The following is an 18605-nucleotide window of genomic DNA, read 5'->3' on the forward strand; positions in this document are numbered from 1 at the left end:
CACGCCAATTCAGAGACCCTGCGCTAAACGCACCCCTTCATCAATGGCGCGCAGCGCGTCAAGCTCCGCCGCCTCTTTTGCCCCGCCGATCATCGTGACGGTGACGCCCCGCGCCGAGAGGGCCTCGGCCAGCGCCCGCTCTGGCTCCTGCCCGGTGCACAGCACGATCGTATCGGCGGCGATGACCTTTGGCTTTCCGTCGATGAGGATATGCAGCCCCGCGTCGTCGATGCGGCCATAGACCACGCCGCCCATGGCCTCGACCCCGTGTTTGCGCAGCGCGTTGCGCAGGATCCAGCCTGTGGAGACGCCAAGCCCCGCCCCCGGTTTCGAGGTTTTTCGCTGAAGCATGATCACCTTGCGCCGCGAAGGTTTCGGTGCCAGCGGATCGCCCGCAAGACCGCCCGGCGCGGCGAATGTCGGGTCTACGCCCCATGTCTCGCAGAATGCGTTGGTGTCGTGGACCTCTGCCGATCCGGTCACGAGGAATTCGGCCACGTCATGGCCGATGCCGCCCGCCCCCATCACCACGACACTGTCGCCCGCCACACGTTCGCCGGACAGGATCTCGGCATAGGTGGCAACGCTCGGATGGTCCACGCCCGGCAGATCGGGAATGCGCGGCTTGACCCCGGTGGCGATCACCACATGGTCGAAACCGGTCAGATCGTCCAGACCGGCCCGCTGCCCCAGGTGCAGCGTGACGCCGTGCCTGTTCATCTGGCCGGAATAATAGCGCAGGGTTTCGTCGAACTCGTCCTTGCCCGGCGCCGCACGCGCCAGGTTCAGTTGCCCGCCCAGCCTGTCATGAGCTTCGAACAGGGTGACGACATGGCCCAGCCGTGCCGCCTCGGCCGCCGTGGCCATGCCCGCAGCACCGCCGCCGACAACCGCCACCTTCTTGGGCGAATCCGTCGGCGTGTCGCGGAATTCGGTTTCGCGGCCCGCCCGCGGGTTGACCAAACAGCTCACCGGCCGGTCGGAAAAGATGAAATCCAGACAGGCCTGGTTGCAGGCGATGCAGGTATTGATCTCGTCCGCGCGGCCCTCGCGCACCTTCTTGACGAAATGCGGGTCGGCGAGGAACGGCCGGGCCATCGAGATCATGTCCGCCCCGCCAGAAGCAAGGATGTCCTCGGCCATTGCGGGCGTGTTGATCCGGTTCGAGGCGACCACGGGAATGGACACCGCAGCCTTCACATTGGCCGCCGCCTGCCGCCAGGCACCGCGCGGAACCGGATAGGCAATCGTCGGCACGCGCGCTTCGTGCCAGCCGATGCCGGTGTTCAGAATATCCGCCCCCGCCGCCTCGATCTTGCGCGCCAGTGCCGCAATTTCATCGGCGGGCGCGCCGCCCTCGACCAGATCAGCCGCCGAAATCCGGTAGATGACTAGGAAATCCGGCCCGCAACGCTCCCGCACCGCGCGCACGGTCTCGACTGCAAAGCGGTGGCGGTTCTCGGCGCTGCCGCCCCAGTCGTCTTCACGCTTGTTGGTATGCGTGACAGTGAATTCGTTGATCAGATAGCCCTCGGACCCCATGATCTCGACGCCGTCGAACCCGGCGGCCTGCGCATTGGCGGCGGCTTTGGCGAAGTCTTCAATGGTGCGGCGGATGTCGGCATCGGTCATCTCACGCGGGATGAAACGGTTGATCAGCGCGCGAATCGGTGATGGCGCAACGCAGCCCTCGATCTTTGCGTAGCGCCCGGCATGAAGAAGCTGCGCGCAGATCAGGCTGCCCTCGGCCTGGACTGCCTCGCAGATCGGTCGCAGATGCAGCGCCTTATCCGGGTCATCCATGCGCGGTCCTTCCTGGTCGAACACGCCCTCGGCATTTGGCGAAAACCCGCCCGTGACCAGAATCGCCGCCTCGCCGCGCGCTCGTTCCGCGTAAAAGGCGATCTGTTTGGCCAGGCTGTCCGGCTCGTTTTCCAGCCGGGTGTGCATCGACCCCATGATGATCCGGTTCCGCAACGTGCGTCGGCCCGCGCGGATCGGCGAAAGCATGGTTTCGAAGCTTTCCCTTTGCGTGTTTCCCATTGTGAACATCCCCCTCAAAACTATGCTTGATCTATATTCTAACATTTGTTAGATTTTTGGGAAGAAGAATTTTCGGTCACAGGGAGGAGCACCGATGCAGTTTCAGCCAACAGATGATCAAAGGGCGTTTCGTGAAACCGCCAAGCGGTTCGCCACTGAAAAACTGGCACCCAGCTACCTCGAGCGCGCAAGCGGCCACACCTTTGATCGTGCGCTGATCAAGGAGATGGGCGCATTGGGTCTGATCGGGGCCGATCTGCCCGAAGAATTCGGCGGGCTTGGCGAAAGCTCTGTCACATCAGGGATGATCGTCGAAGAAATCGCCTATGCCGATTTCAACGCAAGCTATGTCCAGCTCCTCGGCTCTCTCATGGGGGGGATGGTGGCCAAGCACGCCTCTCGCGAGATCGCTTCGGAATGGGTGCCCAAGGTTGTCTCGGGGGATGCTGTCATCGGCCTGGGCCTGACCGAACCGCGCGGCGGATCGGATGCGGCGAACCTCATCCTCAAGGCCACCAAGTCCGGCAACGGCTGGCGGTTGAACGGTGAAAAGACCTCCATGAGCTTTGCGGCCCAGGCCGACGCGGCGGTGGTCTTTGCGCGCACCGGCGACCCCGAAGGCGGCTCGCGAGGGGTCAGCGCCTTTTTCGTTGATCTGAACCAGCCAGGTATCAAGCGCACCCATTTCAACGACATCGGCACCAGGCCGGTCGGACGCGGATCGGTGTTCTTCGACGATGTTTTTGTTCCGGCAGAAAACATGATGGCCGAACAGGACCGCGCCTTTGGCACCATCATGGCCGGGTTCGACTATTCCCGCGCGCTAATCGGACTGGAATGCCTGGGTGCCGCCCAAGCATCGGTGGATGAAACCTGGGCCTATGTCCGCGAGCGCGAAGCGTTCGGCGCACCCATCGTGCAGTATCAGGGCGTAAGCTTCCCGCTGGCAGAGGCCGAAACCCAGCTGACCATGATGCGGCAGCTTTGCTACTACACACTGGACCTGCGCGACCGGGGCCTGCCGCATACGTCCGAGGCGGCGATGTGCAAATGGTACCTGCCAAAAACCGCCTGCGAGATCCTGCACCAGTGTCTGATCCTGCACGGACATTACGGTTACACGACCGACCTGCCCCACCATCAGCGCTATAACGATGTGCTGGGCCTGCAGATCGGCGACGGCACCGCGCAAATCCAGAAACTGGTGATTGCCCGCGAAAAGGTCGGGCGGCTGGCGCTGCAGTATGACAAAAGGGCGAAGGGAGTGTCGAAATGAGTGCTCCCGTCGCCGTAACCATCGAAGGTAGCGTCGGCATCATCGAGCTGGCCCGACCCGAGAAATTCAATTGCCTGTCACTTGACGTGCATGAGCGCATATCTGCCGCGCGCGCGGAATTCGAGGCGAACCCGGATATTCGGGCGATCCTCATCCGGGCGCAGGGCAAGCACTTTTGCACCGGTGCCGATCTGACCGAGGTGAAGGGCAAACTGAACGATCCCGCCGCGCTGGACCATTTCATCGCCTTTGGCATGAAGAACCTGCGTGCGCTCGAAACCTCCTCCCTCCCTGTCGTCGTGGCGGTGCAGGGGTTGTGTCTGGCCGGCGGGATCGAGCTGATGCTGGCTTGCGACGTGTGTTTCGCCGCCGAAACCGCCCAGTTCGGCGATCAGCATGCGCAATTCGGGCTGATCCCCGGTTGGGGCGGCTCGCAGCGGCTGACGCGGTTGATGGGGCAGCGCCGGGCGCTTGACCTGATGTTCTCAGCCCGCTGGCTGAAGGCCGCCGAGGCCAAAGAGGCAGGGCTGGTCAACTACATCGTGCCGGATGCGGATCTGCACAAGTCCGCGCTGGAATACTGCCAAAAAATCGCCACCCGCTCGCGTCCCGGTATCGCCGAGATGAAGCGTCTGGCACGGGAAGGTGCGGACCTGGGCATCGACCAGCAAATGCGGCTGGAGCGTGACGCCGCCGTGCGCGCGCTGCCCAATGATGACGTGGCCGAGGGGCTCGACGCATTCGAGAACCGGCGCGCCCCCGAATTCAAGACTTGAGGAAAACATGGATTTCACCCTGAACGACGAACAGCGCCAGATCTACGAATACGGCGGTCAGTTGGCGCAAAAATTCGACAACGATTATTGGCTGCGGCATGCCCGGAAACATGAATTTCCCAGGGAGATGTTTCAGAAGATCGCCGATGACGGCTTTCTGGGCATCATGGTTCCCGAAGAATACGGCGGTGCCGGGCTTGGCATGACAGAGATGGCCCTGTTCATGGAAGGCACGGCCAATCACGGCATTCCGCTGCTGATGATGGTGGTCGGCCCGACCATGTCGCTGGCCCACCTCGCCAGCCACGGGACCGAGTTCCACAAGAAAGAGCTGCTTCCGGCCGCCTGCCGGGGCGAAATCCAGTTCTGTTTCGCGATCACCGAACCGGGGGCCGGGTCGAACACGATGAAGTCCACCACGCTGGCCAAGCGCCGGGGCAACCGGTTCAGCCTGTCGGGGGAAAAGACCTTCATCACCGGGGCCGATGTGTCCGACTATTGCTTGGTTGTGGCGCGGACCAAGCCGCACACCGAGGTCAGCCGCAAGACCGACGGGTTCACCCTTTTTGCCGTGGACCTGAAAAAGAAGGGCGTCGCGCAACAACGGGTGAAGATCTCGATCCCCCTGCCCGAAGAACAGTGGACCCTGTTCTTCGACGAGGTGGATCTGGGTCCCGAGGACGTGGTCGGCGAGGTGGACAACGGGTTTTCCATCCTGTTCGACAGCCTCAACCCCGAGCGCATCATCCTGGCCGCACTATGCTGCGGCATCGGTCGGTTTGCCCTGAACAAGGGCGTGGCCTATGCGTCCGAGCGCAATGTTTTCGGTCAACCCATCGGGGCGCACCAGGGTGTGCAGCACCCGATGGCCAAGGCGCATACGGCGGTCGAGATGGCCAGCCTGATGACGCGTCGCGCCGCCTGGGAGTTCGACAACAAGCTGCCCGCAGGGGCCTCGTCGAACATGGCCAAATACTTCGCCGCCGAAGCCGGGATCGAAGCGGTGGACGCCGCGCTGCAGGCGCATGGCGGATCGGGTTTCACCGAGGATACGGGACTATACGAGATGTATCCGCTGGTGCGCCTGTTGCGTACGGCGCCCGTGAACCGCGAGCTGTGCCTCAGCTTCATCGGCGAAAAGGTCATGGGCCTGCCGCGATCCTATTGATCGCCCGGCCCGGAATGGAGGTAAGTATGCAATTTGGAATGCGCTTCCGGCGGGAGGATGCCGCCGACAAGGTAAACGACCGCTACTGGCACGCGATCGAGGGCACGCCGATCGACGAGGTGCGCCGCATCCAGGAAGAGCGGCTGCGCGATCAAATGGCCTATCTCAAGGCGAACTCGACCTTCTATCAGGAGAAGTTCGCCGAGGCCGGTGTGGAATTCGGCGATATCCGCACCATCGAAGACCTGCAAAAGCTGCCCTATACCTACAAGACAGAGATCCGCGAAAGCCTCGCGGCAGAGCCGCCCTTCGGCAAGCACCGCGCCGCGCCGATGGCCGACATTATCCAGATGCAGGCCTCGTCGGGCACCACCGGCAGCCCGTCCTATATCGCGCTGACCGAGGCCGACGCCGAGATGTGGCACGAGATGACGGCGCGCTGTTTCTTTGCCAACGGCGTGCGGCCCGGCGACATGGTGCTGCACGCGTTTTCGCTGGCCAAGGGCTTTGTCGGCGGTATCCCTGTGGTGCAGGGCCTGCAATACATGGGCGCGATCGACGTGCCGGTGGGGGCGGATGGCGGCGTGGAACGGCTGTTGCGCGCCTGTGCGGACACGCGCCCGCGCTGTATCGTCGGCGCACCTAACTTCGTTCTGCATCTGGCCGAAAAGGCTCCGGAAGTGCTTGGCTGCAAGGCCAGCGAGCTGGGCGTCGAACGGGTGATCGTGGGCGGCGAACCGGGCGGCGGCATCCCGGCGATCCGTGCCAAGATCGAAGCGGCCTGGGGTGCCAAATGCACCGAGATGCTGGGCGGCACCGATCTGGGCGTGACCTATTGGGCCGAATGCGACGCGCAATCGGGCATGCATATGGTCAACATGGACTACATCATCACCGAGTTGCTCGATCCCGAAAGCGGCAAGATCATTCCTTGGGAAAAGGGTGCCGAGGGCGAAATGATCTATACCGCGATCGGCCGGCGGGCAAGCCCGCTGGCGCGGTTCCGGTCGGGCGATTATATTGAGGTCATCGACACAGAGTGCTCTTGCGGGCGCACCGGCCCCAAGATCCGTTGCACCGGTCGGACCGATGACATGCTGATCGTGCGCGGGGCCAACGTCTTTCCTTCCGCCATCAACAGCGTCATCACCGAAATGGTGCCGGACACCAACGGCGTCATGCGTATCGTGGCGGATTTCCAGGGCCACACCACGCAGGGCGCGCTGACAGTGATCGTCGAACGCGGTCCCGCCCGTGATCCGGCGGATGACGCTGCCCTCAAGAAGAAGATCGAGCAGCGCTTGCGCGATGCCCTCGTCTTCAAGGCCGACGTTCGCCTGGTCGCGCCGGATACGTTTGAAAAGCCCGGCGCAGCCAAGGTCGCCTTTGTCCTCAGAAAGTTCCCGAACCTGCCATGACGAAAATGAAATCCCTTCTCGACACCGGGTCCGACGACTTTCGGAAAAACGACGCGCTTTACCGGGAAAAGGTCGGCGAACTGCATGCGCTTCGGCTGCTACAACGCGTCGGCGGCCCCGAAAATGCGCGGGAACGGCATGTCAGCAAAGGCAAGATCCTGCCGCGCGAACGGGTCGAGCGGTTGATCGACCCGGGCACGCCCTTTCTTGAAATCGGAGAACTCGCCGGGCTGAACAAATATGAAGGCGTGCCACCCGGTGCAGGGATCATCACCGGCATCGGCGTGATCGAGGGACGTCAGTGCATGATAATCGCCAATGACGCTACCGTGAAGGGCGGCACCTATTTCGGCATGACCTGCCGCAAACACGTCCGGGCGCAGAAAATCGCCTGGAAAAACCGTCTTCCGGTGATCACCCTGGTCGATTCCGGCGGGGCGTTTCTGCCGGAACAGGCGAGTATCTTTCCCGATGAGGGGCAGTTCGGCTCAATCTTCCATCAACAGATCGGCATGTCGGGCGATGGCGTACCGCAGATCGCCGTGGTCATGGGGCCCTGCACCGCGGGCGGGGCCTATATTCCCGCGCTTTGCGACGAGGTGGTGATCGTGCGCGGTCAGGGCTTCATGTATCTGGGCGGGCCGGAGTTGACCTTTGCTGCGACCGGCGAAAAGGTGGATGCGGAATCCCTGGGCGGCGGCAAGATGCATTCCTCCGTTTCCGGCGTGACAGACCATCTTGCCGAGGATGACGCGCACGCGCTGGCCATCACCCGCGAAATCGTCAGCCACCTGGGCGAAAAGCCGCAGCCGCGCAAGACGCCGACGTCGCCGCGCCGCCCGGCCTATCCGGTCGAGGAGATCTATGGCGTCGTCAGCCGAGACCCAAGGGTGCCGACCGACAACCGCGAGATTGTCGCGCGCCTTGTGGACGACAGCGATTTTCACGAGTTCAAGCCGCTTTTCGGCGACACCATCATGACCGGCTGGGGCCGAATCCATGGCCACGAGGTCGGCATCCTGGCCAATACCGGCGTGCTCTTTGTCGAGGCCGCGCTGAAGGCTACGCATTTCATCAATCTCTGCGTCCAGCGCGATATCCCGCTGCTGTTCCTCGCGGATGTGAACGGCTTCATGGTCGGCCGCGACGTCGAGCAGATGGGCATTGCCAAGGCGGGCGCCAAGATGATCACCGCCATGTCTTCGGCGCGGGTGCCGAAGTTCACCATCATCACCGGCGGCTCTTACGGGGCGGGTTACCTGGCCATGCTTGGCCGCCCGTTCCAGCCGGATGCGATGTTCGCCTGGCCCACGGGCCGGTCCGCGATCATGGGGCCGGAACAGGCCGCCAGCGTGCTAGCGCAGGTGCGCGCCCAGATCAACGAACGCGAAGGCAAAAAATGGACACCCGAGGAGGAGGAAGCCTTCAAGGCACCAATCCGCAAGGAATACGAGGATTTCCAGGGGGCCTACAATTTCGCCTCCAACCTCTGGATCGACAGCGTGATCGAGCCTGCCGAGACCCGGGACGTCATGGCGCTGATGCTGGACATCGCTTCGCGCAGGCCCAAGGTCGAAACGCATTTCGGCGTGTTCAGGATGTGAGGCGCAAATCATGAAAATCAAAACGCTTCTTATCGCCAATCGCGGCGAAATCGCCTGCCGAATCGCGCGCACCGCGCGGGCCAGCGGCATCACCCCTGTTGGCGTGCATTCGCAGGCCGACGCCAACGCCCTTCACGTCCGTGAGATCGGCAAATCTGTCTGCATCGGTGCCGGTCCCGCATCCGAGAGCTATCTGAAGATCGACGCAGTCATCGCCGCCGCCAGATCCGTCGGCGCCGATGCGATCCATCCCGGTTACGGCTTTCTGGCAGAGAACGCAGATTTCGCCCGCGCGGTCGAAGCCGCAGGCATGATCTTCATGGGGCCGACACCGGAAACGCTGGAACGCTTCGGCGACAAGGCCAGCGCCAAGGACGCGGCGGTTGCTGCCGGCATTCCGGTTGTCTCGGGCGCCCAGGGCGCGCGCTCCAACCTGCAGGAAATCGCACAGGAAGTGCGCAAGATGGGCCTACCGGTGCTGCTCAAGGCGGTCGGCGGCGGCGGCGGGCGCGGGCAGCGGCTCGTGACAGATGAAGCCACGCTTGTGGAGGACATCGAGGGCGCGCTGCGCGAAGCAAAGTCCACCTTTGGCTCCGAGGGCCTTCTGCTGGAACGCTTTCTGCCCGAGGCCCGTCATGTCGAGGTGCAGATCGCGGGCGACGGCAAGGGCCATGTGGTGCACCTGTTCGAGCGCGACTGCACGCTTCAGCGCCGCCACCAGAAGGTCATCGAAGAGGCCCCGGCCTGGGGCCTGCCCCGCGCGCTTCTGGACGAGATCGCGCATGACGCGGTGCGCCTGGGCGAAACGCTCGATTATCGCGGTCTGGGCACGGTGGAGTTTCTGGTTGCGGGGGACGAGTATTTCTTTCTGGAGGTGAACCCGCGCATCCAGGTGGAACACCCCGTAACAGAGGCGATCACCGGGCTGGACCTGGTCGCGTTGCACCTGCGCATTGCCGAGGGCGCGGGCCTGGGGCTTGTGCAGGGTGATCTGCGGATCAACGGCCACGCCGTCGAGGCGCGGCTTTACGCCGAAGACCCGGCCATGCAATTCGCCCCCTCGACGGGCACGCTGACCACGCTCAGCCTGCCCAGCGGTCTGCGGATCGACAGCGGTGTCGAAGAAGGTGACGCGGTGACGCCCTATTACGACCCGATGATCGCCAAGCTGATCGTGCACGCGCCCGACCGGGAAACCGCCCTGGCGCGGCTGGCGACGGCGCTGGACCATGTCGCGGTGGAGGGCGTGGAAACCAACCGTGCCTTTCTGACGGCGCTGGCGCGAAACCCCGAATTCGGGCAGATGCAGGTTCATACGCGCTGGATCGACGGTCGGCTTGACGCGCTGACAAAGCCGACCCAGCTTTCCCGCCCCGAGCGGTGGAAGGCAGCCGCCGCAATTCTGTTCGTGGCAACGTCGCGCCGCGATGCGGATGCCGATCCCTGGACCAACCGCGATACCTTCACTGGCTGGCGGCTTGGCCTGGGTGGCGATGCGGTTGAGGCGGGACAGCGCGTGACGCTCACCGATTCCGCCGGTGCATCCGAAGAATTGCGCGTCGGCCCGGTCAAACCTGGTGACAAATACACCGTCATTTCGGAAAACGGCAATGCGACCATGTTGACCGCGTGTGAAATCACGCCGGGTCGATGGCGCCTGAGCGAGGGCGATACCGTCCTTCTGATCGACGCACGGCTGCACGCCGGGGTGATTGAGATGGACACGCCCGAAGGTCGGCTAATCTTTCGCCCGGCCACGCCGCTGGCCTTTGCCGGCGGCGATGCGGCAGCGGATCGCGCCGTGGTCTCGCCGCTAACCGGCATGATCGTCGAGATCAAGGTGACCGACGGTCAACCCGTCGCCGCAGGCGACGTGATTGCGGTCATGGAGTCCATGAAAATGGAAATCTCGATCCGCGCTGCCGCAGCCGGGATTGCCAGCAATATTTCCGTCTCGAATGGGGACATGGTCGATCGCGGCCAGGTCATCGCCGAGATACTGCCATCTGAGGAGCAATGAAATGAGCGACTTTCCCAAATTCGTCGAATTTCGTGAGGAAGGCCCGCGCGAGGGCTTTCAGATCGAAAAGAAGATCTACCCGATCGAACAGCGGATCGAACTGATCGATATGCTTAGCGAAACCGGTCTGAAGCGCATTCAGGTCGGCAGCTTTGTCAGCCCGAAATACGTGCCGCAGATGGCGGACACCGGGGAGTTGTTCCAGCGTATCAAGCGCAAGCCGGGCGTGAATTACACGTCACTATGGCTGAACGACAAAGGGTTTCGCAAGGCCCTGACGGCGCATGAGGTCGATATCGACCCGCGCCTGCTGTTATATCCTTCCGAGGCGTTTGCCCAATCGAACAACAATTGTTCCTCCGCGGAAATGCGGGAAAAACAACGCGACTGGGTTCGTCTTTACAAGGAAGAGGGATATACGATCGACGCGGCCTATGTGATGACGGCCTTCGGCTGCAACCTCGAAGGCCCCATCCCGCAAGAGCGCATCTTGGACGATTTCCGCTTCATTCTTCAGCTGTGCGAAGAAGAGGACATCCCCGTACCGATCCTTGTGATCGCCGATACAATGGGCTGGGGCAACCCCGAGGCGGTCAAACGAATGATTGGCGCGCTGCGGGAACTGGCACCCGGTGCCCGCATCGGGATGCATATTCACGACACGCGCGGCCTTGGCATCGCCAATCTTTACGCGGCCCTGTCGATGGGGGTGGACATGTTCGAAAGCTCGGTCGCCGGTCTTGGCGGCTGTCCCTTCGCGGGCCACGGCCATGCCCGCGCCGCAGGAAATGTCTGCACTGAGGATGCGGTGTTCCTGTGCCACGAGCTTGGCATCGAAACCGGGATCGACCTGGACAAGCTGATCGCTGCGGCGGTTAAGGCGGAAGAAATCATCGGCGCACCACTGATGGGCCGGGTCATGCATACCGGCGGGCTCGACAAGTACCGCAAGGCAAACTGAAGAGGAATGAATATGGCAAAGGCACTTGACGGAAAAGTGGTTCTGGTCACCGGCGCGGGTGGCGGTATCGGCCGCGATATCGCGCTGATGGCGGCGTCCGAAGGGGCGGCGGTGGTGGTCAATGATCTGGGGGCGTCCCTGAAAGGCACCGGCCAGACCGAAAGCGCCGCTCAGGCTGTCGTCGCAGAGATCAAAGCCGCCGGAGGTGATGCGATCGCCGATGGCGGTTCGGTCAACGACCCCGAGGCCGCGCGTGCGATGATCGAGGCCGGTGTCAAGGAATTCGGTCGCATTGACGCTGTGGTCAACAACGCAGGCATCCTGCGCGACGGGTTCTTTCACAAGATGAGCTATGAGGATTTCGATGCGGTGGTGAAGGTCCATCTTTATGGTGCCTTCAATACCAGCCGCGCTGCCGCCGATTATTTCCGCGAACAGGAAGGCGGCGCCCTGGTTCACATGACCTCGACCTCGGGTCTGATCGGCAATCTGGCGCAAGCGAACTATTCGGCCGCAAAGCTGGGTATCGCGGCGTTCTCGAAATCGGTCGCGCTCGACATGAAGCGGTGGAACGTGCGGTCGAACTGCATCGCGCCCTTCGCCTGGAGCAGGATGATCTCGTCGATCAAGACCGAAACGCCCGATCAGATGGCGCGGGTTGCAAAGCTCAAACAGATGACCCCTGCAAAGGTGGCACCCATGGCCTGTTTCCTCATGTCCGACAAGGCCGATGGCGTCAGCGGGCAGATCTTTGCCGTTCGCAACAATGAGATCTTCCTCTTCAACCAGCCCCGCCCGGTGCGGTCGGTTCATTCCGGCCATGGCTGGACAGCAGATGAAATCGCCGAGCGCGCCATTCCCGCGCTAAGATCGCAGTTCACACCACTCGAGGTGTCGGCGGATGTCTTTTCGTGGGATCCGGTCTGATGGGGAAGCGCAAGGAAAAGATCACTTCGAACATCGGCTGGAGCACCCCTGACAAGATCTGCGTGCGGGGCCTTGACCTGCCGAACGAGATCCTGGGCCACATGAACCTGGGCGATCTCGCCTTTCTGCAACTGACGGGCCGCAAGGCCACGCCAGAGGAAAGCCGGGTCTTCAACGCCATTGTCATTACCCTGGTGGAACATGGCATCACGCCCTCGGCCCTTGCCGCACGCATGACCTATATGGGCGCGCCGGAATCGCTTCAGGCGGCGGTGGCGGCCGGTCTGTGCGGGCTGGGCACGGTCTTTGTCGGCTCGATGGAGGGCGCGTCGAAGATGCTTTACGAGGCGCTGCCGCAGGACAAGCTGGGAACCGGTGTCGATCTGGATGCGCTTGCCGTCGAGACGGTCGAAAAGTTCCGCGCCCGCAAGGCCATCGTGCCGGGGCTTGGCCATCCGGTACACAAGCCGGTTGATCCACGCACACCGCGCCTGTTCCAGATCGCCGCCGAGAATGGCAAATCCGGCGAATATGTCGCTCTGATTCAGAAAATTCAGGGCGTGGCAGAGGCGAAATCGGGAAAGATGCTGCCGATCAACGCCACCGGTGCCATCGGCGCGATCTGCTGCGAATTCTGGTTCCCCTGGAAGATCGTGCGCGGCTTCGGTGTGATGGCGCGGGCGATCGGGCTGGTCGGCCATATCCTTGAGGAAAGCGAAAACCCGATTTCCTATGAGCTGTGGCAGCGTGCCGAGCAGGAAATCCTTGAAACTTCGGGACCGGGAGCGAAATAAGCGATGCAGACATCAGCTCCCGACACCCATGGCGACCTGCGCGATGCCCTGCGCGCGCTTTGTGCAAATTTCCCGCCGGAATATCATCGAAAGTTCGGCGAGAACGAAACCTACCCCGTGGAATTTGTCGATGCGCTGACCCGCGAGGGCTGGCTCGCCGCGATGATCCCCGAGGAATACGGCGGATCGGGCCTGGGTCTGACCGAAGCCTCTATCATCATGGAAGAGGTGAACCGCTGCGGCGGCAACGCGGGCCACTGCCATGGGCAGATGTATAACATGGGCACGCTTCTGCGGCACGGGTCTGACGAGCAGAAGCAGAAATTCCTGCCCGCCATCGCCAGCGGCGCGCTGCGTCTGCAGTCCATGGCCGTGACAGAGCCGACCACCGGCACCGACACGACCAAGCTCAAGACCACAGCGGTCAGGAAGGGCGACCGCTATGTGATCAACGGCCAGAAGGTCTGGATCAGCCGCATTCAACATTCGGACCTGATGATCCTGCTGGCCCGCACCACACCGTTGAAAGATGTCAAGAAGAAGTCCCAGGGTCTGTCAATCTTCATGGTCGATCTGAAAGAGGCCATCGGCAATGGCATGGAGGTGCGCCCCATCGCCAACATGCCGGGCCACGAAACCAACGAAGTGTTCTTCGACAACCTGGAGATTCCCGCCGAGAACCTGATCGGAACCGAAGGCCGCGGATTTTACCACATTCTTGACGGGCTGAACGCCGAACGCACGCTGATCGCCGGGGAATGTATCGGCGACGGATACTGGTTTGTGGACAAGGCCCGCGCCTATGCCGGCGAGCGGATCGTCTTCGATCGCCCCATCGGTCAGAATCAGGGCGTGCAGTTTCCCATCGCCAAGGCCTATGTGAACGTCGAGGCCGCCAACCTGATGCGCTTCGAGGCCGCAAAACGCTTTGACGCCGGGCAGGATTGCGGGGCACAGGCGAACATGGCCAAACTACTAGCCGCTGATGCCAGCTGGGAAGCGGCCAATGCCTGCATCCAGACCCATGGCGGCTTCGGCTTTGCGCGCGAATACGATGTCGAGCGCAAGTTCCGCGAGGCCCGACTGTATCAGGTGGCCCCGATCTCGACCAACCTCATCCTGTCCTATGTCGGCGAGCATATCCTGGGTATGCCGCGGTCGTTCTGAGGCCAGGGACCATGAGTGAGATCGAGCTTGACGCGCTGGCACCCTGGCTGGGACGCACTGAAACCAAAGAAGACGTCCTGACGCACGGTCTGATCGACAAATTCCGTGCCACGTTCGGTCCGCATCTTTGCGGCGGAGCAGGTGATGTCCCGCTGGGGATTCATTGGTGTATTGCCCTTGATACCGTGCCAGCTGCCGCTCTGTCAGACGATGGCCATGCTGCAAGGGGTGGGTTTCTGCCCCCTGTCCCGCTGCCCGCCCGCATGTGGGCCGGCGGCGATGTTACACATCTCACGCCGCTGAAGATCGGCGAAACCGTCACCCGCCGCTCGGTGATCGGGGATATAACGGCCAAGCAGGGCCGCAGCGGAACGTTGGTCTTTGTGACCGTAGAACACGAGTATTCGAGCGGCGGCCGGCTTTGTATTCGGGAGAAGCAATCGATTGTCTATCGTGAGATTTCCGCGCCCCGCCCGGTCAAAAACGCGCCTGACGCGAGTGACCCCACCACGCTCAGATCGAGCCTTGCACCGGATCCGGTGCTGCTGTTTCGCTATTCGGCGCTGACGTTTAATGCCCATCGCATCCACTATGACCACGTCTACGCCACCGAAACCGAAGCCTACTCCGGGCTCGTTGTACATGGCCCATTGCAGGCGACGCTGCTTCTGAATCTGGCGGCGGAAGCCTTGAAGACGTCGCCCCACCGTTTTTCTTTCCGGGGACTTGCACCGCTGACCCTGCCCTGCGAATTGCAGTTGCATAGAGAAGGGGCCGAAACCTCCGGGACAGTCTGGTGTCAGGATCAAAACGGTCTTCGAAGTTTTACCGCAGAATACGCGGCCGTCTGATAGGTCTTCTCTTGTAATGGATTCAATTGCTGACTACGGGCTGTTGACGTTCAGGATTCCCTAATCCGTTGACTTCTGATTCGAGGTTGCAAACAGCGGAGAAACGGATCGACGCGATCTTCGATATCGAGCGTGAAATCAACGGCAAGGACGCAGGCACACGCACACGCTTGGCCGCGCGACATGAACGATCACGCTCATTGGTCGAAGGTCTGCGTAGCTCGTTGATCGCACAGCGCGGCAAGCTGTCGAAACACAACGGCGTCGCCAAAGCCATCGACTACTTCACCACCCCCAAACATGGTCGGTGGGCGGCATTCGCAGCGTTCCTCGACGACGGGCGCAACTGCCTGCCCAATAGCGCCGCCGAACGCGCCCTCAGAGAAATTGCCCTTGGACGCAATTATGCGCACCAGGTGATTGTGCGCAGCTCGCCGAGGGAAGCGCCTGAAAGGCTGACGCGCCAGCGATTTTCGGCACGACGAACTGCGCATAATTCAAAGGTTCTGAAGGAACCGCATCAGCTGGTCCGGGGGCCGATACCGGCCGGGGCGCGCACCAACCGGTTGCAGCCGGTTGAGAGTGCGCTCCTTCATTGAGAGATCGGCCTCGAGGTACATATGCGTTGTGGCGGGGCTCTCGTGGCCCAGCCATAGGGCGATCACGGTGATGTCGACGCCGGACTGCAGCAGATGCATCGCCGTAGTGTGGCGGATTGTATGCAGCGATATCGAGCGTCGCGCGAGTTGGGGATGACGCTCCGCGGCGGCCGAGACAGCCAGGTCGAGGCGTTGGGTGACGTTCGATCGCGCCATCCTTTCTCCGCCCCGGCTTGGGAACGGGAAATTGTCATCCCCGGTGTTTTCCAGCTGGCGCTTCCAGCCCCGGATCAGCGACGCTGTTGATCGCCAGAGCGGCATGCTTCGTTCCTTGCGCCCCTTGCCGTGCAGGTGCGCGGTCGTCGTGCCATCGATGATGACGTCGCGACGCGCAGACCGATGGCCTCCGACACGCGTGCGCCGGTGTTGTACATCAGACTGAAAAGCGCTCGATCGCGCTGTCCCGCCCAGGTTCGAGGATCCGGCGCATCGACGATCGCCTGCATCTCCTGGCGCGACAGAAACCCAAGTACCGGCCGGTCAAACCTCTTCATAGGGATGGCCAGCGCCTGCTCGATCACAGCGAGCGCTGTCAGGTCGTAATGGGCGGCATACTTCAGGAAGGATCGGAGCGCCGCCAAACGGGCGTTTCGGCTGCGGGCGCCGTTGTTGCGTTCCTTCTCCAGATGATCGAGGAAGCCGAGGATCAATCGGGCGTCAAGATCGACCAAAGCCAATGCGGTCGGGGCCTTGCCAATACTGGCCTCAGCAAAGCTGAGCAGCAGTCGGAACGTGTCGCGGTAGGCGGCGATGGTGCGCGGGCTGACGGCTCGCTGGTGGCGCAGGTGCTCAACGAAGAAGCGCTGGTGCAAGGTAGGGAAAGTCGGTGTCGCGATCGGATCAGGCATGGTGACCCTCTCCGGCGATGGCCGAGAAGAGCTCGAAGCGCGCGCCGGCGATCGCCATCAGATCTGGAACGCCGGTAAGATACCAGTAAGTGTCGGACACCTTGGCGTGGCCACCATAGGTTGAAAGCGCGGCCATGGCGTTGCCGATATCGGCGCCGTGCTCATGCCAAAGCTGGACGCGACGGCAGATGAAGGTGTGGCGCAGATCGTGAAAGCGCGCCTGGGCATGGGCGCCACGCACCGTCCAACCGAGGTCGCCTCGCAGCCGCTGGAACACCCCATGAATGGTCCGCTTCGGCAACAACCCTCCCGATGACGACAGGAATAGCAGCGCATTCCGGTCGGTAGTGCGGTGACGTGACCGCACCGCCAGATAGCGGTTCAGCGCCGCCGCCACGGTCGGATGCACTGGCACGTGTCTGGATTTGCGAAACTTGGTGTTCCGGACCGTGAGGACGCCCTGTTCGAGATCGACATCGCCGCATCGCAGGTGGAGCGCTTCCGAGAGCCGCAGGCCGGTGGCTGCGATCAATCCGAAGATCATCTCGTAGGTCGCTGGTCGCAATCCACTGTGCGGGGCAAGGCGCCGGGCGGCAGCGAGGAGATCGCAGATCTCCTGCTCGATGTAGATGTGCGGCGCCAGGCGGCGATGCGAGCGGCCAAAGATTGCGGTCTGCGGGAACTCGGTCGCCGGATCAAGCCGGGCCAAATACCGTGCGAATGGACGAAGGACGTCCAGGCGGCGCGCCCAGGAAAACGGCTTGGCGTGCCTGGCATGACCCTGCACCCAATTCAGGGTGATGCGGGTCGTCAGCGAGCCGGCATGGCCCACCGCGTCGACGAAGCGGGCGAAAGCGGTGATCTGGGTGCCGGGAATGCGCAGGTCGAACCCCAAGGCACGGCGCTCGGTCAGGTAATCCTCGGCCAGCGAGAGCGTGGCGCGGGCCTCGGTCATGACGCGCTCCCCGGCCAGGGCAAGGCCACCGCGGCGAGCTTGGTCAGATCGACCTTGGCGTAGATCGCCGACGTGTCGAGGCTGCGGTGCCGCAGGACGTCGGCGATATCCTTCATCGGCGCGCCGGTGCGTAGAAGCCGGCTGGCCATGCTGTGCCGCAGAATATGGACTCCTGTGCGGGTCCATCCGCATCTTCGATAGCCCGCCAGAACCGCGCGCTTGACGACGCCCTTCGCCGGCGCGACGGAAAGGGCTCATCGAATGATCGCAGCAGTTCGTCGATCTCAGTGTCGGTGAGAACCTCCGGCAGGGATGCCAATCGCCAGTGAGCCGCCCGCGGAATGCCGGCCGCCAGTTCGCTGACCCGGTCGTCGGACAGGGTGCGGAACCGGAAATAGCAGCCGATGGCGCCGTCGATCACGCCGATGGAGCCGGCGCTGCGCCCATCCTGGCCGAGAACGAAGCGCCGGACAGAGGCGGTGCTGATCTTCGACATCGTGATCGGTTGGTCGCCGAAATGGGCAAGCAGAAACGCGCCGACGATCCGACTGCGCTGACGGCGGGTATTGTCCGCCAGGCCCCAGACATCACGCATGTGGGCGTCAAAGCGCGCCAACTCTTGCGCAACGGCCGTTTCCGAGGCGGGATCCAGCGCTCCCACGCCATCGGCCCGTAGCACTTCCAGCAACTGGGCGAGTGCGGCTCGCAGCTCGTGGCGCAAGCGCCGGACCGGATAGGGACAACTGCACGCTGGCATATGCTCTGCCAGGAAGCGCGCGCCCAAGGCCTCGCCGATCGAGCTCAGGCCGCATCGTTCGCCGGTCAGCCAATGGGCGAAGTGCGCAACGCAGCACAAATAGACACGCTGGGTGTTCGGGGCATACCGCCCACGGCGCAGGTGCGCGCCAAATCGCGAAACGTACGGCTGAAGAACGCTGTCCTCCAGCCACATGCGGGGCTGCGAATGGACGACGATCACCTTGGACATGTTGACCTCCTGTCGGGCTGAACGAGCCCGGGAGGAGATCAGGATTATGTTCAGAACGTAGCCGTCTGCGTGGCCACCCTCGCTCAGCTCAACCACAGGAAACGCGGCGCTTCCCTCGGCGGACTGCGCATAATCACCTGGTGCGCATAG

Annotated in this window: 17 protein-coding genes and 1 pseudogene; 12 read left to right on the forward strand and 6 right to left on the reverse strand. The window is 62.7% G+C overall.

What is annotated here, in order from left to right:
* Window positions 1-9 precede the first annotated feature (9 nt).
* Window positions 10-2043, reverse strand: a complete 2034-nt coding sequence (locus BKY27_RS14950) for an NADPH-dependent 2,4-dienoyl-CoA reductase (protein WP_071675295.1) — start codon at window positions 2041-2043, stop codon at window positions 10-12.
* 94 nt (window positions 2044-2137) lie between these two features.
* On the opposite strand from BKY27_RS14950, the gene BKY27_RS14955 reads away from it, so the two are divergent.
* The 12 genes and pseudogenes from BKY27_RS14955 to BKY27_RS20390 form a co-directional block, all read left to right on the forward strand.
* Window positions 2138-3319: an acyl-CoA dehydrogenase family protein gene (locus BKY27_RS14955; protein ID WP_071675296.1), complete on the forward strand. Its 1182-nt coding sequence runs from the start codon at window positions 2138-2140 to the stop codon at window positions 3317-3319.
* Window positions 3316-4095: an enoyl-CoA hydratase/isomerase family protein gene (locus BKY27_RS14960; RefSeq protein WP_071675297.1), complete on the forward strand. Its 780-nt coding sequence runs from the start codon at window positions 3316-3318 to the stop codon at window positions 4093-4095. The genes BKY27_RS14955 and BKY27_RS14960 overlap by 4 nt, the downstream gene beginning before the upstream one ends.
* A 7-nt stretch (window positions 4096-4102) precedes the next feature.
* The gene (locus BKY27_RS14965; RefSeq protein WP_071675298.1) at window positions 4103-5263 is read left to right on the forward strand and encodes an acyl-CoA dehydrogenase family protein; all 1161 of its coding nucleotides are present in this window, start codon (window positions 4103-4105) and stop codon (window positions 5261-5263) included.
* A 26-nt stretch (window positions 5264-5289) separates the two neighbouring features.
* Window positions 5290-6681: a phenylacetate--CoA ligase family protein gene (locus BKY27_RS14970; protein ID WP_071675299.1), complete on the forward strand. Its 1392-nt coding sequence runs from the start codon at window positions 5290-5292 to the stop codon at window positions 6679-6681.
* Window positions 6678-8285, forward strand: coding sequence for an acyl-CoA carboxylase subunit beta (locus BKY27_RS14975; RefSeq protein ID WP_071675300.1), 1608 nt, complete (start codon window positions 6678-6680; stop codon window positions 8283-8285). Before BKY27_RS14970 ends, BKY27_RS14975 begins: the two co-directional genes overlap by 4 nt.
* A gap of 10 nt (window positions 8286-8295) precedes the next feature.
* Entirely contained in the window at window positions 8296-10305 is a 2010-nt protein-coding gene (locus tag BKY27_RS14980) for an acetyl/propionyl/methylcrotonyl-CoA carboxylase subunit alpha (RefSeq protein ID WP_071675301.1), read from the forward strand.
* Window position 10306: 1 nt separating this feature from the next.
* Window positions 10307-11266, forward strand: coding sequence for a hydroxymethylglutaryl-CoA lyase (locus tag BKY27_RS14985; protein ID WP_071675302.1), 960 nt, complete (start codon window positions 10307-10309; stop codon window positions 11264-11266).
* A 12-nt stretch (window positions 11267-11278) separates the two neighbouring features.
* Window positions 11279-12193 carry an SDR family NAD(P)-dependent oxidoreductase gene (locus BKY27_RS14990; protein ID WP_084667988.1) on the forward strand — a complete coding sequence of 305 codons (915 nt, stop codon included), beginning with the start codon at window positions 11279-11281 and terminating at the stop codon, window positions 12191-12193.
* Window positions 12193-12987, forward strand: coding sequence for a citryl-CoA lyase (locus BKY27_RS14995; RefSeq protein ID WP_071675304.1), 795 nt, complete (start codon window positions 12193-12195; stop codon window positions 12985-12987). The genes BKY27_RS14990 and BKY27_RS14995 overlap by 1 nt, the downstream gene beginning before the upstream one ends.
* A 3-nt stretch (window positions 12988-12990) precedes the next feature.
* Entirely contained in the window at window positions 12991-14154 is a 1164-nt protein-coding gene (locus BKY27_RS15000) for an acyl-CoA dehydrogenase family protein (protein ID WP_071675305.1), read from the forward strand.
* 11 nt (window positions 14155-14165) lie between these two features.
* A complete protein-coding gene (locus BKY27_RS15005; protein ID WP_071675306.1) occupies window positions 14166-15005 on the forward strand; it encodes an FAS1-like dehydratase domain-containing protein in 840 nt (279 codons plus the stop codon).
* A gap of 47 nt (window positions 15006-15052) precedes the next feature.
* Window positions 15053-15406 (forward strand): annotated as a pseudogene (locus BKY27_RS20390) (IS66 family transposase); the annotation flags it as partial.
* 96 nt (window positions 15407-15502) lie between these two features.
* On the opposite strand, the gene BKY27_RS20665 reads toward BKY27_RS20390, so the two are convergent.
* The 5 genes from BKY27_RS20665 to BKY27_RS19780 are packed head-to-tail and all read right to left on the reverse strand — an operon-like array spanning window position 15503 to window position 18455.
* A complete protein-coding gene (locus BKY27_RS20665; protein WP_407668421.1) occupies window positions 15503-15925 on the reverse strand; it encodes a tyrosine-type recombinase/integrase in 423 nt (140 codons plus the stop codon).
* On the reverse strand, window positions 15895-16512 hold the full coding sequence (locus tag BKY27_RS20265) for a tyrosine-type recombinase/integrase (RefSeq protein WP_199559112.1): 618 nt from the start codon (window positions 16510-16512) through the stop codon (window positions 15895-15897). The genes BKY27_RS20665 and BKY27_RS20265 overlap by 31 nt, the downstream gene beginning before the upstream one ends.
* Window positions 16505-17467: a tyrosine-type recombinase/integrase gene (locus BKY27_RS15020; protein ID WP_071675308.1), complete on the reverse strand. Its 963-nt coding sequence runs from the start codon at window positions 17465-17467 to the stop codon at window positions 16505-16507. Before BKY27_RS15020 ends, BKY27_RS20265 begins: the two co-directional genes overlap by 8 nt.
* A complete protein-coding gene (locus BKY27_RS15025; RefSeq protein ID WP_084667990.1) occupies window positions 17464-17676 on the reverse strand; it encodes a tyrosine-type recombinase/integrase in 213 nt (70 codons plus the stop codon). Before BKY27_RS15025 ends, BKY27_RS15020 begins: the two co-directional genes overlap by 4 nt.
* Entirely contained in the window at window positions 17580-18455 is an 876-nt protein-coding gene (locus BKY27_RS19780; protein WP_084667991.1) for a hypothetical protein, read from the reverse strand. The genes BKY27_RS15025 and BKY27_RS19780 overlap by 97 nt, the downstream gene beginning before the upstream one ends.
* Window positions 18456-18605: the final 150 nt, after the last annotated feature.

Source organism: Nioella nitratireducens, assembly GCF_001879715.1.
In the GTDB taxonomy this organism is placed as follows: Bacteria; Pseudomonadota; Alphaproteobacteria; order Rhodobacterales; family Rhodobacteraceae; genus Nioella; species Nioella nitratireducens.

What these genes read in the sequence shown, in the direction of transcription:
- BKY27_RS14950 (WP_071675295.1), bottom strand. Translation starts at nt 2,043, where the DNA reads ATGGGAAACACGCAAAGGGAAAGCTTCGAAACCATGCTTTCGCCGATC.
- BKY27_RS14955 (WP_071675296.1), top strand. Translation starts at nt 2,138, where the DNA reads ATGCAGTTTCAGCCAACAGATGATCAAAGGGCGTTTCGTGAAACCGCC.
- BKY27_RS14960 (WP_071675297.1), top strand. Translation starts at nt 3,316, where the DNA reads ATGAGTGCTCCCGTCGCCGTAACCATCGAAGGTAGCGTCGGCATCATC.
- BKY27_RS14965 (WP_071675298.1), top strand. Translation starts at nt 4,103, where the DNA reads ATGGATTTCACCCTGAACGACGAACAGCGCCAGATCTACGAATACGGC.
- BKY27_RS14970 (WP_071675299.1), top strand. Translation starts at nt 5,290, where the DNA reads ATGCAATTTGGAATGCGCTTCCGGCGGGAGGATGCCGCCGACAAGGTA.
- BKY27_RS14975 (WP_071675300.1), top strand. Translation starts at nt 6,678, where the DNA reads ATGACGAAAATGAAATCCCTTCTCGACACCGGGTCCGACGACTTTCGG.
- BKY27_RS14980 (WP_071675301.1), top strand. Translation starts at nt 8,296, where the DNA reads ATGAAAATCAAAACGCTTCTTATCGCCAATCGCGGCGAAATCGCCTGC.
- BKY27_RS14985 (WP_071675302.1), top strand. Translation starts at nt 10,307, where the DNA reads ATGAGCGACTTTCCCAAATTCGTCGAATTTCGTGAGGAAGGCCCGCGC.
- BKY27_RS14990 (WP_084667988.1), top strand. Translation starts at nt 11,279, where the DNA reads ATGGCAAAGGCACTTGACGGAAAAGTGGTTCTGGTCACCGGCGCGGGT.
- BKY27_RS14995 (WP_071675304.1), top strand. Translation starts at nt 12,193, where the DNA reads ATGGGGAAGCGCAAGGAAAAGATCACTTCGAACATCGGCTGGAGCACC.
- BKY27_RS15000 (WP_071675305.1), top strand. Translation starts at nt 12,991, where the DNA reads ATGCAGACATCAGCTCCCGACACCCATGGCGACCTGCGCGATGCCCTG.
- BKY27_RS15005 (WP_071675306.1), top strand. Translation starts at nt 14,166, where the DNA reads ATGAGTGAGATCGAGCTTGACGCGCTGGCACCCTGGCTGGGACGCACT.
- BKY27_RS20665 (WP_407668421.1), bottom strand. Translation starts at nt 15,925, where the DNA reads ATGCCGCTCTGGCGATCAACAGCGTCGCTGATCCGGGGCTGGAAGCGC.
- BKY27_RS20265 (WP_199559112.1), bottom strand. Translation starts at nt 16,512, where the DNA reads ATGCCTGATCCGATCGCGACACCGACTTTCCCTACCTTGCACCAGCGC.
- BKY27_RS15020 (WP_071675308.1), bottom strand. Translation starts at nt 17,467, where the DNA reads ATGACCGAGGCCCGCGCCACGCTCTCGCTGGCCGAGGATTACCTGACC.
- BKY27_RS19780 (WP_084667991.1), bottom strand. Translation starts at nt 18,455, where the DNA reads ATGTCCAAGGTGATCGTCGTCCATTCGCAGCCCCGCATGTGGCTGGAG.